Consider the following 16,752-nt stretch of genomic DNA (forward strand, 5'->3'; position numbering starts at 1 on the left):
AGACTGCGGCGCATCGTGAGGTGCTGCGGGCGCGGGTGCTGTTGGCTGCGGCGGACGGCGTCGCGAACAGCGCGATCGCCTCCGAGCAAGGTGTGACGCCGGTGACGGTGCGATCCTGGCGCAGGTCGTTTGAGGCCGACGGCTTGGCGAACTGGGGGAAGGTCGCGCCGGGGCGGGGCCGCAAGCCCTCTATCCCGGAGGAGACGATCGCGAGGATCGTCACGCTCACCAAGACAACCCGCCCGAAGGGGCACACGCACTGGTCCTGCCGGACGATGGCCGATGAGGTCGGAGTCAGCAAGGACACCGTGCAGCGGGTCTGGTCCGAGCTGGGCCTGCAGCCTCATCGGGTCGAGAGCTTCAAGGTCAGCAACGACCCGCGGTTCACCGACAAGCTCGTCGACGTGGTCGGGCTCTACCTCGACCCGCCAGAGAAGGCCGTCGTGCTGTGCATGGACGAGAAGAGCCAGATCCAGGCGCTCGACCGCACCCAGCCCAGCCTGCCGATGAAGAAGGGCCGGGCCGGCACCATGACGCACGACTACAAGCGCAACGGCACCACCACCTTGTTCGCCGCCTTGGACGTGCTGACCGGACGAGTGATCGGCCAGTGCCTGCCGCGGCACCGGCACCAGGAGTTCCTGACCTTCCTCAAGACGATCGACCGGGAAGTCCCCAACGGCCTGCAGATCCACGTCATCCTGGACAACTACAGCACCCACAAGCACGCCGAGGTGCAACGCTGGCTCAGCCGGCACAAGCGCTTCCACCTGCACTTCACCCCGACCAGCAGCAGCTGGCTCAACCAGGTCGAGAACTGGTTCGGCAAGCTCGAAGGCAAGAACCTGCGGCGCGGTGTCTTCGGCAGTGTTCGCGAGCTCATCGCCAGCATCGAGGAGTTCCTCGAGGCCACCAATGACGACCCGACGCCCTACGTCTGGACTGCCACCGCAGAGTCCATTCTCGCCAAGATCGCGCGCGCCCGCGACACCCTCCAACAAGTAGTCAGCTAATCAAGAGACGGACCACTAACAGGCGTTCGCGCTCGCCACCGCCCACGATGCGGCCGGGGCGCTGATCCGAGGTGTCGAACGAGCTCACCTTCGCCTTCGGCGAGTCCGCAGCGACGACGGCGTCCTGCTCATCGAGCCACCAGTCGGGGCGGCGTGGATGAGGTGCCAGCTCATCGCAGCCGCTGCTCGCTACCGTCGTCGTGCACCTCGATCGGCATGACCCACCAGCCCTCAACCCCGCGGGCGGTGTCTCAGGCCAGTACGTCGTCGAGGTGGGCGTGGATGCAGGCCAGGGCGACCGCGTAGGAGCCTGTTACGCCCACCCCCGCAGGCGCGCCCCAGGAAGAGATGGGGCAGGGTCGGACTTGGAGGGATGGTCCCCTCCCCCTGATCCGAGGAGCACCACCTATGGCAACACGCACCGCTCGCACCGCCTGGAACGGCGGGCTCATGGACGGCTCCGGCCAGGTCGAGCTGACCAGCAGCGGCGTCGGCACCTACGAGGTCGACTTCCCCAAGCGCACCGCCGACAGCTCGCCCGGGACCACGAGCCCGGAGGAGCTGATCGCGGCGGCGCACTCGTCCTGCTTCGCGATGTCGATCTCCAACGAGGTCGCGCAGGCCGGTGGCACCCCGCACAGCGTCGAGGTGGTCGCCGACGTCACCGTCGGCCCGGACAGCACCGGCGGCTTCGGCCTCACCGTGCACCTCAAGGCCGTCGTCGAGGTCGAGGGCCTCGACGACGACACCTTCGCCAAGGCCGCCGACGCGGCCAGGTCCGGCTGCCCGGTCAGCAAGGCCCTCGCGGCGATCCCCGTCACCGTCGAGGTCGTCCGCGCCTAGCGCCGTCGTCTCGAGAGCGCAGGGCGGGGCGCGTCGATAGGGTCGACGCGTCCCGCCCTTCCGCATCCCTGGAGCTCCCGTGCCCACCGCTGATCCTGTCGTCACCCTCACCGTCGAGGCGGGGCAGGCCGGGCAGACGGCGGGCGCGCTGCTGGTCGCGGCCGGCGGCAGGGACAGCGCGGTCGCGCGGGTCAACGGCGAGCTGGTCGACCTGGCCCACGTGGTCGCCGAGGGCGACGTCGTCGAGCAGGTGCCCTACGCGAGCCCCGACGGCCTCATGGTGCTGCGGCACTCCGCGGCGCACGTGCTCGCCCAGGCGGTGCAGGCGCTGTTCCCCGGCACGCTGCTCGGCATCGGGCCGCCCATCAAGGACGGCTTCTACTACGACTTCCTGCCCGAGCGGCCGTTCACGCCGGAGGACCTCGCCGCCATAGAGAAGAAGATGAGCGACATCACCCGGCAGCGGCAGACCTTCAGTCGCCGCGTGGTGACCGAGGCCGACGCGCTCGTCGAGCTCGCCGACGAGCGCTTCAAGTGCGAGCTGATCGGCCTCAAGGGGTCGGCCCCGGAGGAGTCGCCCGAGGTCGGCGGCGCGGAGCTCACCATCTACGACAACCACGCGGGGGAGACGCTCGCGTGGAAGGACCTGTGCCGCGGACCGCACCTGCCGACCACGCGCGACATCCCGGCGTACACGCTGATGCGCTCTGCCGCCGCCTACTGGCGCGGCGACCAGAAGAACCCGCAGCTGCAGCGCATCTACGGCACCGCCTGGGCGACCAAGGACGACCTCAAGGAGCACCTGCGGCTGATCGAGGAGGCCGAGAAGCGCGACCACCGCAGGCTCGGTGTCGAGCTCGACCTCTTCAGCTTCCCCGACGAGATCGGGTCCGGCCTCGCGGTCTTCCACCCCAAGGGCGGGGTCATCAAGCGGGAGATGGAGGACTACGTCCGCGCGCGCCACATCGAGGAGGGCTTCCTCTACGTCGGGACGCCGCACATCTCCAAGGAGGGGCTGTTCCACACCTCCGGGCACCTGCCGTACTACGCCGACGGCATGTTCCCGCCCATGGAGATGGAGGGCAGCGACTACTACCTCAAGGCCATGAACTGCCCAATGCACAACCTCATCTACAAGTCGCGCGGGCGGTCCTACCGCGAGCTGCCGCTGCGGTTCTTCGAGTTCGGGTCGGTCTACCGGAACGAGGCCTCCGGCGTCATCCACGGGCTCACCCGCGTGCGCGGGCTGACCCAGGACGACTCGCACTCCTACTGCACGAAGGAGCAGGCGCCGGACGAGATCAAGCACCTGCTGAGCTTCGTGCTGTCGCTGCTGCGCGACTTCGGGATCACCGACTTCTACCTCGAGCTGTCCACCCGTGACGACAGCAAGCCCGACAAGTTCGTGGGCTCGGACGAGGACTGGGCGACCGCGACCGCCGTCCTCGAGCAGTGCGCCCGCGACACCGGCCTCGAGCTCGTGCCCGACCCGGGCGGCGCGGCCTTCTACGGCCCGAAGATCTCCGTCCAGGCCAAGGACGCGATCGGGCGCACCTGGCAGCTCTCGACGGTGCAGTACGACTTCAACCAGCCGCGCGGGTTCGAGCTGGAGTACCAGGCTGCTGACGGGACCCGCCAGCAGCCGGTGATGCTCCACTGCGCGAAGTTCGGGTCGATCGAGCGCTTCATCGGGGTGCTCACCGAGCACTACGCCGGTGCCTTCCCGGCGTGGCTGTCGCCCGTGCAGGTCACCTGCATCCCGGTGCACAGCGACTACGACGGCTACCTGTGGGACGTCGCGGCGAAGCTGAAGGCGGCCGGCATCCGGGTGGAGGTCGACGACTCCGACGACCGGATGCAGAAGAAGATCCGCAACGCCCAGAAGCAGAAGGTCCCCTTCATGCTCATCGCCGGTGGTGAGGACGTCGAAGCGGCTGCGGTGTCGTTCCGCTTCCGCGACGGCACCCAGGACAACGGCATCCCGGTCGACGAGGCGGTCGAGCGCATCGTCGCGGCGGTGCGGGCCCGCACGTGAGCGACCCGACCGCGCACGAGGAGCAGCAGGGCGTCGGGATCCGCGACGCCTTCGATCGGCTCTACACCCCGCACCGCCTGGCCTACATCAAGGGCGAGGGCAAAGAGGGCTGCCCCTTCTGCGACATCCCGGCGCTGTCCGACGACGAGGGCCTGGTGGTCGCGCGTGGGGAGGTCTGCTTCGTGGTGCTCAACCTCTACCCCTACAACGCCGGCCACCTCATGGTCGTCCCGTACCGCCACGTCGCGGGCTACGACGAACTGACCGACGACGAGGCCGCGGAGGTCGCGACGCTCACCCAGCGCGCCATCCGGGCCGTGCGCCACGCGACGGGCGCGATGGGCTTCAACGTCGGCATGAACCTCGGGGTCGTCGCGGGTGCCGGCATCGCCGCGCACCTGCACCAGCACGTCGTGCCGCGTTGGGGTGGCGACACCAACTTCATGCCTGTCGTCGGCCACACCCGCGTCCTGCCGCAGCTGCTCCCCGACACCCGAGCCCTGCTGGCGCAGGCGTGGTCGCGGGTGTAGCCAGAGCCGGACTCCGGCTCCTGGTGGTGGTCGTCTTCCTCACGCCCCTGGCTGTCGTGCTCTCCGGGTCGCTGCGCGAGGTGGGCCTGCCACCGCCCGCCGGCCTGGAGCTGCTGCCGAGCTCGCCGTCGCTGTCGTCGTACGCACGACTGCCCGAGGTCGTGCCGCTGGGGCGGCTGCTGCGGAACTCCCTGCTCGTGGTGGCCGTTGCGGTGCCCGTGACGACCCTGCTCGCGTCGTGGGCGGGGTTCGCGATGGCGCAGCTGCCGCAGCGGCGGCGGCGCGCGGTCGTCGTGCTGGTGACCGCGCTGCTGCTCGTGCCGCTGCCGATGGTGTGGGTGCCGCGCTTCGTGCTCTACCTCGAGCTCGGGCTGCTCGACACGCTCGTGCCGCTGGTCGCGCCAGCGCTCGCCGCGACGACGCCGTTCACGGTGCTGCTGGCCTATCGCGCGTTCCGTCGGGTGCCGCCGGAGCTGTGGGAGGCGGCGCGGCTCGAGGGCGCGTCGGCGCTGACGACCTGGCGGCGGGTGGGGTTGCCGCTCGTGACCGCGACCACCACGGCGATCGCGGCGGTCGGCTTCGTCTTCCACTGGGGCAACTACCTCGACGCGCTGCTCTACGCGCGCTCCGCCGACACCCGGACCTTGCCGCTCGGCATCGGTGAGCTCGCGACCCTCGACGGCGTGGAGCAGCCGGTGCTCTTCGCGGGTGCGGCGCTGCTGGCGATCCCGGCGGTGCTGGCGCTGCTCGCCGTGCAGCGCCCGCTGCTCGGCTCACGGGACGCGACGTGACGGTGCGGCTCGAGGGCCTCGGGCTGCGCCACCCCGGGGCCGAGGGCTGGGCGCTTCGCGACGTGACGCTGACGGTCGAGCCGGGGGAGGTGCTCGCCGTCGTCGGGCCGTCGGGGTCGGGCAAGACCACCCTGCTGCGATTGCTCTGCGGGCTGCTCGAGCCGACCGAGGGCACCGTCGAGCTCCGCGGCGAGCCGCAGCGCGGGGTCCCGCCCGAGCGGCGACCGGTGGCGATGGTCTTCCAGGGCTTCGCGCTCTTCCCCCACCTCACGGTGCGCGACAACATCGCCTTCGGCATGCGGGTCCGCAAGGTGCGCGCTGCCGTGCGGCTGGCCCGGATCGAGGCGGCCGCCGGGCCGCTCGGGCTGACGCCGCTGCTCGACCGGCTGCCCTCGGAGCTGTCCGGTGGCGAGCGGCAGCGCACCGCGCTGGCGCGCGCGCTCGTGCGTGACCCGGCGCTGTTCTGCCTCGACGAGCCGCTGTCGGCGCTCGACCCGCTGCTGCGTGCCGACGCCCGCCGCGGCCTGGCCGAGCTGCTGCGCGCCGACGGTCGCTGCGCGGTGCTCGTCACCCACGACCAGTCCGAGGCGATGACCCTCGGCGACCGGGTCGCGGTCCTGCGGGCCGGTCGGCTCGAGCAGGTCGCGACCCCCCGCGAGCTCTACGACGCCCCCGCGACCCCCTTCGTCGCGTCCTTCGTCGGCACCCCGCCCATGTCGTTGCTGACCGGCGCCGACGGCGTCGCCGGCCCGCTGCGGAGGCCGGGCCTGACCGGTCCGTCGGTGCTCGGGGTCCGCCCTGAGCACGTGGCCGTGGGTGCCGGTGACGACGCGGTCGTCGCCTCGGTGGAGGACCACGGGCACGAGGCCTGGGCGCTGCTCGACACGGCCGCCGGGCGGCTGGTGGCCCGCTGCGTGCCCGGGTCCGCGCCGGCCGTCGGCACCCGGGTCGGGGTCGTGGTCGACCCGGCCCGCGTCCACGGCTGGCCCGCGCCATGACCCCCGCGCAGCCCGGCCCTCCCCGCATGATCATCAGGGGATCTGCACGCGACACGCCGGGGCGCCCCGTGCAGGAGTCCTGATGATCACGGGGCGCCCGCGGTGGGTGCGTCGCCCGTCGTACGACCTGGGCCTGTGGATGCTGCTGCTGCCCTTCCTCGTAGGCGCGGTCGCGCTGGTGCTGGTGCCGGCCGTCGTGACCGCGGGGTTCGCGTTCACGAGGTACGACGGGCTGTCGCCCGCGCGGTTCGTCGGGCTGGACACCTACCGGCAGCTGTTCGCCTACTCGGAGTTCGCGCGCGCCCTCAAGGCCACGGCGATCTTCCTCGCCCTCGCCGTGCCGCTGCGGGTGCTCGGCGGGCTCGGCCTCGCGCTGCTGCTGCACCGGCGCGAGCGGCTCGCCGTCCCGGGCCGGGTGGGGGCCTACCTCCCGACGGTGCTGCCCGATGCCGCGACCGCGCTGGTCTTCCTGTGGGTGGTCAACCCGGTCTACGGCCCGGTTGCCGTCGCGGCGCGGGCTCTCGACCAGACGCCCGGGCCGATCCTGCTCGACCCGCTCGGGGCGCGGCTGACGATCGTGGCGATCGCGGTCTTCAGCCTGGGGGAGGGCTTCCTCGTGACGCTCGCGGCACGGCGCGAGGTGCCGCCGGTGCTCTACGAGATGGCGCGGCTCGAGGGGGCGCGTGGGGTCGGGCTGTTCCGGCGGGTGACGCTGCCGACGCTCGCGCCGGTGCTGGGGCTGTTGACCGCACGCGACCTCGTCACCTCGATGCAGCTCGTCGTCGTGCCGGTGCTGCTGCTCACCCGCGGCGGGCCGCTCGGCTCGACCAAGCTGCTGCCGGTGCTCGCCTACGAGCGCGGGTTCCGCGAGCTGAAGTTCGGTGACGGCGCGGCGATCGCGCTGCTGCTGCTCGTGCTGACCGCGGTGGTGGTGGCGGTGCAGTACCGCCTGCTGCGTCGCTGGACTCGCGGGGCCGGCGTCCTCTAGCGCGAGCCCGCAGGGGTGGCTGATCGTCGCGTGACGACACGCCGGGGCGGGCCGCGACACGATCACCATTCCGCAACGATGGTGATCATCTCCTCACAGGTAGCGGGCCATCAGCAGGTCGTCCACGTCGACCCCGTCGATGCACCACTCGCCGCGCCGCACGCCCTCCACGACGTAGCCCTCGCGGGCGTAGAGCGCCTGCGCGCGGGGGTTCGTCCCGAAGACGCCGAGCCAGATCTTGCGGGCGCCCTGGGCCCTGGCTGCGGTCTCGGCGGCGCGCAGCAGGGCCGTCCCGACCCCTCGGCCACGCCGGTCAGGGTGCACCGCGACCCCCTGGACCCCGAGCACGTGGGCGTTCTCCGCCAGCTCCGTCCAGTGCTTGAGCTTGAGGTAGCCGACGAGCTCGCCGTCGATCTCCGCGACGAGCAGCGTCGACGGCGGCGTCGCGTCGGAGAGGAACGGCCCGCCGCGCGTCATGACGGATGGGAAGCCGGAGCGGCTGTCCCAGGCGACCGCGTCGAGCGCGGCCAGCGTGTCTTCGTCCGACGGCACCGCCCAGCGGGTCGCGACCGTCACGCCAGCACGTGCGGCGGGGCCGGCTCGTGCGCGAGGTAGCGGCGGGTGAAGGTGCCGGTCCCGTGGGTCAGCGAGCGCAGCTCGACGGCGTAGCGGGCCAGCTCGAGCTCGGGCACCTCGGCGTGCACGACCGAGAGGTCGAGGTCGTGGTCGGCCAGCGGCTCGTTGCCGGTCACCCGGGCGCGCCGCCCCGACAGGTCGCTCATCACGGTCCCGACGAAGGCGGTCGGCACGGTCACCGCCACCTCGTGGACCGGCTCGAGCACCGTCGTCCCCGACGCGGCCGCTTCCCGGACGGCGAGGGCACCGGCGGACTGGAAGGCGGCGTCGGAGGAGTCTACCGAGTGGGCCTTGCCGTCGACGAGGGTGACCGACAGGTCGACGAGCGGGCGGTGGACGTCGTCGCCGTGGACGCCGCGCTCCATCTGCGCGCGCACGCCCTTCTCCACGGAGCCGTGGAACTGCGACGGGACCGACCCGCCGACGACCCGCGTGGACCAGACCAGGCCCGAGCCCGACGGCAGCGGCGCGACCTCGAGCACGACCACGGCGTACTGCCCGTGCCCCCCGCTCTGCTTCACGTGGCGGCCGGTCACGGTCACGGGCGCCGCGAGGGTCTCGCGCAGGCTGACCTGGTACGCCGGGGTCGTCACCGCCACGCCGTGGCGTGCGGTGAGCCGGTCGAGCAAGACCTCGGCGTGGGCCTCACCGACGCACCACAGGACGAGCTGCCCGGTCTCCGCCTGGCGCTCGAGTCGCACCGTCGGGTCCTCGGCGACGAGGCGCTGCAGGGCGGTCCCGAGTTTGTCCTCGTCGGCGCGAGACGCGGCCTGGACCGCGACGGGCAGCTGCGGCTCGGGCAGGTCCCAGGCCTGCACGAGCAGCGGGTCGTCCTTGGACGACAGCGTGTCACCCGTCTCCGCGGAGGTCAGCCGCGCGACCGTGCACAGGTCGCCCGCGCCGCAGGACGCCACCGGGCGCAGCGCCGACCCGAGTGGGGTCGAGAGCGCGCCCACCCGCTCGTCGACGTCGTGGTCGGGGTGGCCGCGGTCGGCGAGGCCGTGACCGCTGACGTGCACGGCGACATCGGGCGTCAACGTGCCGGAGAAGACCCGCACCAGCGACACCCGGCCGAGGTAGGGGTCGGTGGTGGTGCGCACGACCTCCGCGACCAGGGGCCCGTCGGGGTCGCAGCTGATCGGCGCGGCTGGGGAGCCGTCGGGTCGGGTGACCGTCGGGCAGGGGTGCTCGAGCGGGGTCGGGAACGCCGAGGTGAGGATCTCGAGCAGCTCGTCGGTGCCGAGCCCGGTCAGTGGTGCGGCGGCGAGCACGGGGTAGAAGTGCCCGCGGGCCACGGCTGTCTCGAGGTCCGCGACGAGCGTCTTGCTGTCGAGCTCCTCGCCCGCGAGGTAGCGGTCCATGAGGGTCTCGTCCTCGGACTCCGCGATGATCGCCTCGATGAGGTCGCCGCGGTGGCCCTCGACGAGCGTGAGGTGCTCCGGGTCCGGGTCGCGCTCGACCCGCTCGCCCGACGACCAGTCCCAGACCCGCTGCGACAGCAGCCCGATCAGGCCGGCGACCGAGCCGTCGTCGGAGTGCATCGGCAGGTAGAGCGGCAGCACCCCGTCGCCGAAGACGCGCTGGCACAGCGCGACGGTGTCGTCGAAGTCCGCGCGCGGCTTGTCGAGCTGGGTGACGACGACTGCCCGGGGCATCCCCACCGCGGCGCACTCGTCCCACAGCTGCTGGCTGAGCGCGTCGACGCCCTGCACCGCCGACACGACGAACAACGCGGCGTCGGCCGCGCGCAGCCCTGCGCGCAGCTCCCCGACGAAGTCGGCGTAGCCGGGGGCGTCGAGCAGGTTGACCTTCACCCCGGCGTGCTCCAGGGGCGCGAGCGCCAGGGACACCGAGCGCTGCTGGCGGTGCTCGACCTCCTCGCTGTCGCAGACCGTCGTGCCGTCCTCGACCCGACCGGGCCGCGCGATCGTGCCCGTGCGGGCCAGCAGCGCCTCGACCAGCGTCGTCTTGCCGGCCCCCGCGTGTCCGACGAGGACGACGTTGCGGACGAGCTCCGCAGGGCGCGGCGCCGGTGCGGGCCCCGCCTTGCCCGTGTCCCTTGCCATGTCGGCCTCCGGCTCGTGGGGGTGGCGGGCGGATGCCCGTGCCCGCACTCTGCCGCGCCGGAGCGCCTCGCGACAAGCCGCCACGGCTAGCCTTGCCCACATGCTCAATCTGCACGTTCGGCCGGCGCTCGCCAAGGTCGTCGACCCGGTCGCCCGCGTCCTGCTCCGGGCAGGCGTCGGTCCCGACGCGATCACCGTCGCGGGCACCCTCGGGGCGGTCACCGGCGCGCTGGTGTTCTTCCCCCGCGGCATGTTCTTCACCGGCACCGCGATCGTGTTCTTCTCCGTCCTCACCGACCTGCTCGACGGCACCATGGCGCGGATGCGCGGCACCTCCAGCCGCTGGGGTGCCTTCCTCGACTCGACCTGCGACCGCATCGCCGACGCGGCCATCTTCAGCGGTCTCGTGCTCTGGTACGCCGGGGACGGCGACTCCCTGCTGCTCTGCGCGGTGGCCGCCTTCTGCCTCGCCGGTGGGTCGATCGTCAGCTATGCGAAGGCGCGCGCCGAGGGCCTCGGCCTGCGCTGCGACGTCGGGCTCGCCGAGCGCGCCGAGCGGCTCATCCTCGTCCTGCTCGGGACCTTCCTCGTGGGCCTCACCGCTCCGGAGTGGGTCCTCGCGGTCGCGCTGTGGCTGCTCGCGGCGGCCACGGCCGTCACCGTCGGCCAGCGGCTGGCCGAGGTCCGCCGCCAGGCGAGCCTCCCGGCGTGACCCGGCTCGCTGGAGTCGTCGCGGGCGTCCTGACCGGGCGCGCGACGGATGCGGCGTACGCCGGTGGCTGGGCCCTCGTGAAGGCACTGCCCGAGGGGGTCGCGGCCCGGCTCTTCGACCGGGGGGCCGACCTGTCGGTGCGGCGCGGAGGCAAGGGCGTCGACCGGCTGCGCGCCAACCTCGCCCGCGTCGCGCCGGGCCAGGACGTCGTCGGCGCCGCGATGCGCTCCTACGCCCGCTACTGGCGCGAGGTCTTCCGGCTCCCGACGATGCCCGTCACCTACGTCGTCGCCCGCACCGAGCCCGTCCACGAGCACCACCTGCGCGACGGCCTCACGGCCGGCAGGGGCGTCGTGCTCGCGCTGCCGCACAGCGGCAACTGGGACACCGCCGCGGTCTGGCTGATCGGCACCGGCACCCGCTTCACCACCGTCGCGGAGCGCCTGCGTCCGGAGTCGCTGTTCGACCGCTTCGTGGCCTTCCGCGAGTCGCTGGGCATGGAGGTGCTGCCGCTGACCGGCGGCGAGCGCAGCCCCTTCGACGTCATGGTCGAGCGGTTGCGCGACGGTGGCTGCCTCGCCCTGCTCGCTGACCGCGACCTGTCGGCCCGCGGGGTCGAGGTCGACTTCTTCGGCGCCCGCACCCGGATGCCCGCGGGCCCCGCCTCGCTCGCGCTGGAGACCGGTGCGGCGCTGGTCCCGGTCCACCTGTCCTTCACCCCCGACGGGTGGTGCATCGAGTTCTTCCCGCCTGTCGCCCACACCGACGTCGCGACGATGACCCAGGCGATGGCCGACGCCTTCGCCGACGGCATCGCGCGGCACCCCGCCGACTGGCACATGCTGCAGCGGCTGTGGCTCGAGGACCTGGAGCCCAGACCCGAGGCAGGCCCGTGAGGGTCGGGATCGTCTGCCCCTACACCTGGGACGTCCCCGGCGGCGTGCAGGCCCACGTGCGCGACCTCGCCGAGTCGCTGATCTCCCAGGGCCACGAGGTGTCGGTCCTCACCCCCGTCGACGAGCCCGACGAGGCAGACCTCCCGTCCTACGTCGTCCCCGCCGGCCGGGCCGTCCCCGTGCCCTACAACGGCTCGGTCGCGCGGCTCGCCTTCGGCCCCCTGTCGCTCGCCCGCACCCGTCGCTGGCTGCGCGAGGGCCGCTTCGACGTCCTGCACGTCCACGAGCCGACCGTGCCGTCGCTGTCGATGCTCGCGACCTTCGCCGCCCGCGGCCCCATGGTCGCGACCTTCCACACCGCCACGACCCGCAGCCGCGCCCTGCAGGTCTTCGGCACCGCTCTGCAGCCGGGTCTGGAGAAGATCACCGGCCGGATCGCGGTGTCGCCGGCTGCCCGCCGGGTCGTCGTCGAGCACCTCGGCGGTGATGCGGTGCTCGTCCCCAACGGCGTCGAGGTCAGCCGCTTCGAGGGCGCGCAGCCGTTCCCCGACCGCGGCGACGCCCCGACGGTGTGCTTCCTCGGCCGCATCGACGAGCCCCGCAAGGGCCTCGCCGTCCTGCTCGAGGCACTGCCCGAGCTGGTCCGCCGCGTCCCCGACGTCCGGCTGCTCGTCGCCGGCCCCGGTGACGTCGAGGAGGTCCGATCCTCGGTGCCGCTGGCCCTGCGCGAACGGGTCGAGCTGCTCGGCCTGGTCAGTGACGCCGACAAGCCGCGGGTCTACGCGAGCGGCGACGTCTACTGCGCGCCCAACACCCACGGCGAGTCCTTCGGCATCGTGCTCATCGAGGCGATGGCCGCCGGCACCCCCGTCGTCGCGTCCGACCTCGAGGCCTTCCGCCGGGTGCTCGAGGACGGGGGAGCGGGCGTGCTCTTCCCGGTCGGTGACGCCGCCGCCCTCGCGGAGGCGCTCGCGGACCTGCTGGCCGACCCGCGGCGCCGCGCGGCGCTGTCGGCGACCGGCCACGAGGTCGTGCGCCGCTACGACTGGGCGACCGTCACCCGCATGGTCCTGGCCGTCTACGAAGCGGTGCGCGAGGCCGCACCGGTCGACCTCGACGACGTCCTCACCGAGGAGCTGCACGGGCTCGCCGACTCCGTCGACGGCAGCGACGACGACCCCGGCCGGCTGCTGCCGGCGCTGCGGTCCTGGATCGCCCGGCTGGACCCGCGGTGACCGGCGTCGGCAGCGTGACCACTGCGGTCGTCGTCCTCGTCCTGCTCGCCTCCTACATCACCTGGACCGCCGGCCGCCTCGACCGCCAGCACGCCCGCGTCGACGCGGCCTGGGCAGCGCTCGATGCCCAGCTCGTGCGACGGGCCGCCGCCGCCCGGGCTCTCGTCCCGCTGCTGCCGCCCGGCCCGGCGACCGACCGGATGGCGGCGCTCGCCCACGACGCCGTCGAGGCCGGTGACGAGGGCAGGGAGACCGTCGAGAACGACCTGACCCGCGCACTGCGGGCCGTCGTCGCGCACGCCCCCGCCGGCGCGGCCCTCGACGAGCTCGCCGCCGCCGGGGTCCGGGTGGGGCTGGCCCGGTCGTTCCACAACAGCGCCGTCAAGGACACCCGCTCGCTGCGCTTCAAGCGGATGGTCCGGGCACTGCGGCTCGCCGGGCGGCGTCGGATACCGGTCTTCTTCGAGATCGACGACACCGCCCTCACCTGACGGCCCCGCGGTCGGCGGCCCTGTCCCGGCACCGGCCCTGTCCCCGGCACCACAGCACGCTTGCCGCGTGGCCAGCACGGGCGCGTCTGCCGGACGTCCGCGGCCCTGGGACGTAGCGTCGCCCCGTGACCACCCGGACGCGCGGCGCCTTCCCCCGGGTCGTCGGCGGCCTGCTGCTCGGCGCCGCCCTGGTCGCCGGCTGCGGCACCGAGCCCGCCGCGCAGCAGCCGCCGGCCGCGGTGCCGGTCAAGGCCACCGCCGCGCCCGCCACGACCCCACCCGTGACAGCGCGCCCTACGCCCACCGGGCCGGCGAGCCCGCTGACCGGCACCCGCCCCGCTCCCACTGCCGGGCTGGTCGCGCTCAAGGTCGACAACTCCCCGCTGGCCCGGCCCTACCACGTCGGGCTCGACCGGGCGGCCGTCGTCTACGAGGAGCTCATGGAGGGCGGGTCGACCCGCTTTCTCGCGCTCTTCGACGGCAGCGACCGGCGCGAGGTCGGCCCGATCCGCAGCGTCCGGGAGAACGACATCGAGCTGCTGCGGCCCTACGGCAAGGTCGCCGTCGGGTTCAGCGGCGGCAACACCGGCGTGAAGCGCAAGTTCGCGGCGGCGGTGCGGGCCGGGCGGGTCCTCGACGCCTCCTACGACGCACTGCCCTCGTCGTACCGCCTGGGGGCCCTGCGCAAGGACGCCCGCAACTTCTTCACGGTCCCGGCGACGCTCGTGCGCCAGCGCCCGCAGGCGGTCGTGCCGCGGGACGTGGGGTTCCGCTTCGGTCCGGCGCTGCCGGGCGCGCCGACCCGCACCGCGCGGGTGGGCTTCTCCCACATCGCCCGCGTCGACGTCCGCTACGACCCGCCGAGCGGGAAGTGGGCGGTGTTCCAGGACGGCCAGCGGATGCGCGGGGTCGCCGCGGCCAACATCGTCGTGCAGCGGGTGCGGGTCCGCGGTAGCCAGTACTCCGACGTCAACGGCCAGGTCAGCCCCTTCTCGGTGACCACCGGGAGCGGCGAGGTCACGGTCCTGCGCGACGGCCGGCGCACTACCGGGACGTGGAAGCGGCTCGGCGCGGCGACCGGCACCCGCTACTACGACGCGAAGGGGCGTGACATCGCTCTCAAGCCCGGCCCCACGTGGGTCCTGCTGCTGCCTTCGGGGCGACCGTTGACCTTCGGCTGACCTAGGATGAGGGCGCTCCCGCTCCCTCTGGAAGGCCCGCCATGACAAGCCCTGTGACCGGTTCCCCGCTCGTCAAGCGCGGCATGGCGGAGATGCTCAAGGGCGGCGTGATCATGGACGTCGTCAACGCCGAGCAGGCCCGGATCGCCGAGGACGCCGGGGCCGTCGCGGTCATGGCGCTCGAGCGCGTGCCCGCCGACATCCGCCGTGACGGTGGCGTCGCGCGGATGAGCGACCCCGACATGATCGACGGCATCAAGGCCGAGGTCTCCATCCCGGTCATGGCCAAGGCCCGCATCGGCCACTTCGTCGAGGCCCAGGTCCTGCAGGCGATCGGCGTCGACTACATCGACGAGTCCGAGGTCCTCACCCCCGCCGACTACGCCCACCACATCGACAAGCAGTCCTTCACGGTGCCGTTCGTCTGCGGCGCGACCAACCTCGGCGAGGCGCTGCGCCGCATCTCCGAGGGCGCGGCGATGATCCGCTCCAAGGGCGAGGCCGGCACCGGTGACGTGTCGCAGGCGACCACCCACATCCGCACCATCCTCGGCGAGATCAAGCGCCTCACCGTCATGGACTCCGCGGAGATCTTCGAGGCCGCGAAGGAGATGCGGGCCCCCGTCGAGCTGGTCCGCGAGACCGCCGAGCTCGGCCGGCTGCCCGTCGTGCTCTTCACCGCCGGCGGCGTCGCGACTCCGGCCGACGCGGCGATGATGATGCAGCTCGGCGCCGACGGCGTCTTCATCGGCAGCGGCATCTTCAAGTCCGGTGACCCCGTGTCGCGCGCCCGCGCGTGCGTCGAGGCCACCGCGTTCTTCACCGACGCCGAGCGCATCGCCAAGGTGTCGCGCGGTCTCGGCGAGGCCATGGTCGGCATCTCCGTCGACTCCCTCGGCGCGGGGGACCTGCTCGCCAAGCGCGGTTGGTAGCCCCGCTCGTCGGCGTGCTCGCCCTGCAGGGCGACGTCCGGGAGCACGTGGCCGCGCTCGAGGCAGCAGGGGCGCGTACGACGCCCTTGCGGGCGCCCGGTGAGCTCGCCGGTCTCGACGGGGTCGTGATCCCGGGCGGGGAGTCCACCGCGATCGGCCGCCTGCTCGGGCTGTTCGACCTGCTCGAGCCGCTCCGGGACGCCGTCGCACAGGGCCTTCCGACGTACGGCTCCTGCGCCGGGATGGTGCTGCTCGCCGACGAGGTGCTCGACGGCCTGCCCGGTCAGCCGCTGCTCGGCGGGCTCGACGTGTCGGTGCGGCGCAACGCCTTCGGGTCGCAGGTCGACAGCTTCGAGGCCGACGTCTGCTTCGCCGGGTCGCCGCTGCACGCCGTCTTCATCCGCGCGCCCTGGGTCGAGCGCGTCGGCCCGTCGGTCGAGGTGCTCGCCCGCGTTGCGTCCTACGACGCGAGCGCGCCGCTGCAAGGCCGACCGCAGGACGCCACGGACGGCGATGTTGGTCGGGCCGCCGGTAGGGTCGTGGCGGTGCGGCAGGGCGCGGTGCTCGCGACCGCCTTCCACCCCGAGCTCACGGGCGACACCCGCGTGCACGGACTGTTCGTCGAGATGATCCAGGAGGCGCGGGGATGAGCGGCCACTCCAAGTGGGCGACGACCAAGCACAAGAAGGCCGTCGTCGACGCCAAGCGCGGCAAGCTGTTCGCCAAGCTGATCAAGACCATCGAGGTCGCGGCCCGCACGGGTGGCCCGGACCCGGCCGGCAACCCGACGCTCGCCGACGCGATCGCCGGTGCCAAGCGGCTCTCGGTCCCGTCCGACAACATCGAGCGGGCCATCAAGCGCGGCAGCGGCGAGATGGGCGACGCCGCGGCCTACGAGGAGATCACCTACGAGGCCTACGGCCCGGGCGGCGCCGCGCTGCTGGTGGAGTGCCTCACCGACAACCGCAACCGCGCGGCCGCCGAGGTCCGGATCGCCATCACCCGCAACGGCGGCAACCCGGCCGACCCCGGCTCGGTGGCCTACCTGTTCGGCCGCAAGGGCGTCGTGCTCATCACCAAGACCGACGGGCTCACCGAGGACGACGTGCTGACGGCTGTTCTCGATGCCGGCGCCGAGGACGTCAACGACCAGGGCGAGGCCTTCGAGGTGCTCTGCGACCCCACCGACACCCGCGCCGTGCGCGACGCCGCCACGGAGGCCGGCCTCACGGTCGACTCCGCGGACATGGCCTGGCTGCCTTCGCTGTCGGTGCCGCTCGAGGACGAGGCCGCCCGCAAGGTCCTCAAGCTGGTCGACGCCCTCGAGGACCTCGACGACGTGCAGAACGTGTGGGGCAACTTCGACGTCTCCGACGAGGTCCTCGAGTCCGTCTGACCGCCCCGC

General features: G+C 73.1%; 17 protein-coding genes. 15 read left to right on the forward strand and 2 right to left on the reverse strand.

Annotated features, from left to right (window positions below; all coding sequences use genetic code 11):
• The 7 genes from Q8R60_04795 to Q8R60_04825 all read left to right on the forward strand — a co-directional run.
• Positions 1-1,013: IS630 family transposase (locus Q8R60_04795; GenBank protein ID MDP3711785.1), on the forward strand; the 1,013-nt coding region annotated here is incomplete at its 5' end.
• Between the two features lie 408 nt (positions 1,014-1,421).
• Positions 1,422-1,856 carry an OsmC family peroxiredoxin gene (locus Q8R60_04800; GenBank protein ID MDP3711786.1) on the forward strand — a complete coding sequence of 145 codons (435 nt, stop codon included), beginning with the start codon at positions 1,422-1,424 and terminating at the stop codon, positions 1,854-1,856.
• Between the two features lie 148 nt (positions 1,857-2,004).
• Complete coding sequence (thrS, locus tag Q8R60_04805; GenBank protein ID MDP3711787.1) at positions 2,005-3,891, forward strand: threonine--tRNA ligase; 1,887 nt, start codon at positions 2,005-2,007, stop codon at positions 3,889-3,891.
• Positions 3,888-4,421 (forward strand): HIT domain-containing protein, encoded by a 534-nt coding sequence (locus Q8R60_04810; protein ID MDP3711788.1) that lies wholly within the window; start codon positions 3,888-3,890, stop codon positions 4,419-4,421. Before thrS ends, Q8R60_04810 begins: the two co-directional genes overlap by 4 nt.
• Before the next feature lie 26 nt (positions 4,422-4,447).
• A complete protein-coding gene (locus tag Q8R60_04815; GenBank protein MDP3711789.1) occupies positions 4,448-5,212 on the forward strand; it encodes an ABC transporter permease subunit in 765 nt (254 codons plus the stop codon).
• Positions 5,209-6,210 carry an ABC transporter ATP-binding protein gene (locus Q8R60_04820; GenBank protein ID MDP3711790.1) on the forward strand — a complete coding sequence of 334 codons (1,002 nt, stop codon included), beginning with the start codon at positions 5,209-5,211 and terminating at the stop codon, positions 6,208-6,210. Before Q8R60_04815 ends, Q8R60_04820 begins: the two co-directional genes overlap by 4 nt.
• An 82-nt stretch (positions 6,211-6,292) precedes the next feature.
• Positions 6,293-7,198: a sugar ABC transporter permease gene (locus tag Q8R60_04825; protein ID MDP3711791.1), complete on the forward strand. Its 906-nt coding sequence runs from the start codon at positions 6,293-6,295 to the stop codon at positions 7,196-7,198.
• Positions 7,199-7,291: 93 nt separating this feature from the next.
• On the opposite strand, the gene Q8R60_04830 is transcribed toward Q8R60_04825, so the two are convergent.
• On the reverse strand, positions 7,292-7,774 hold the full coding sequence (locus Q8R60_04830) for a GNAT family N-acetyltransferase (protein MDP3711792.1): 483 nt from the start codon (positions 7,772-7,774) through the stop codon (positions 7,292-7,294).
• Positions 7,771-9,900, reverse strand: a complete 2,130-nt coding sequence (locus Q8R60_04835; GenBank protein MDP3711793.1) for an elongation factor G-like protein EF-G2 — start codon at positions 9,898-9,900, stop codon at positions 7,771-7,773. The genes Q8R60_04830 and Q8R60_04835 overlap by 4 nt, the downstream gene beginning before the upstream one ends.
• A gap of 100 nt (positions 9,901-10,000) precedes the next feature.
• Here Q8R60_04835 and Q8R60_04840 point away from each other — a divergent pair, with 100 nt between their 5' ends.
• The 8 genes from Q8R60_04840 (at position 10,001) to Q8R60_04875 (ending at position 16,743) form a co-directional block, all read left to right on the forward strand.
• Positions 10,001-10,612, forward strand: coding sequence for a CDP-alcohol phosphatidyltransferase family protein (locus Q8R60_04840; GenBank protein ID MDP3711794.1), 612 nt, complete (start codon positions 10,001-10,003; stop codon positions 10,610-10,612).
• Complete coding sequence (locus tag Q8R60_04845) at positions 10,609-11,508, forward strand: phosphatidylinositol mannoside acyltransferase (protein MDP3711795.1); 900 nt, start codon at positions 10,609-10,611, stop codon at positions 11,506-11,508. Before Q8R60_04840 ends, Q8R60_04845 begins: the two co-directional genes overlap by 4 nt.
• Positions 11,505-12,743, forward strand: a complete 1,239-nt coding sequence (locus tag Q8R60_04850) for a glycosyltransferase family 4 protein (GenBank protein ID MDP3711796.1) — start codon at positions 11,505-11,507, stop codon at positions 12,741-12,743. The genes Q8R60_04845 and Q8R60_04850 overlap by 4 nt, the downstream gene beginning before the upstream one ends.
• Positions 12,740-13,234: a hypothetical protein gene (locus Q8R60_04855; GenBank protein MDP3711797.1), complete on the forward strand. Its 495-nt coding sequence runs from the start codon at positions 12,740-12,742 to the stop codon at positions 13,232-13,234. Before Q8R60_04850 ends, Q8R60_04855 begins: the two co-directional genes overlap by 4 nt.
• Positions 13,235-13,359: 125 nt before the next feature.
• The gene (locus Q8R60_04860) at positions 13,360-14,415 is read left to right on the forward strand and encodes a DUF3048 domain-containing protein (GenBank protein MDP3711798.1); all 1,056 of its coding nucleotides are present in this window, start codon (positions 13,360-13,362) and stop codon (positions 14,413-14,415) included.
• Positions 14,416-14,456: 41 nt separating this feature from the next.
• Positions 14,457-15,347 carry a pyridoxal 5'-phosphate synthase lyase subunit PdxS gene (pdxS, locus tag Q8R60_04865; protein ID MDP3711799.1) on the forward strand — a complete coding sequence of 297 codons (891 nt, stop codon included), beginning with the start codon at positions 14,457-14,459 and terminating at the stop codon, positions 15,345-15,347.
• Complete coding sequence (gene pdxT, locus Q8R60_04870; GenBank protein MDP3711800.1) at positions 15,341-15,997, forward strand: pyridoxal 5'-phosphate synthase glutaminase subunit PdxT; 657 nt, start codon at positions 15,341-15,343, stop codon at positions 15,995-15,997. The genes pdxS and pdxT overlap by 7 nt, the downstream gene beginning before the upstream one ends.
• On the forward strand, positions 15,994-16,743 hold the full coding sequence (locus tag Q8R60_04875) for a YebC/PmpR family DNA-binding transcriptional regulator (protein MDP3711801.1): 750 nt from the start codon (positions 15,994-15,996) through the stop codon (positions 16,741-16,743). Before pdxT ends, Q8R60_04875 begins: the two co-directional genes overlap by 4 nt.
• The last annotated feature ends 9 nt before the right edge of the window (positions 16,744-16,752 follow it).

This window comes from Mycobacteriales bacterium (assembly GCA_030697205.1).
GTDB lineage: Bacteria > Actinomycetota > Actinomycetes > Mycobacteriales > SCTD01 > JAUYQP01.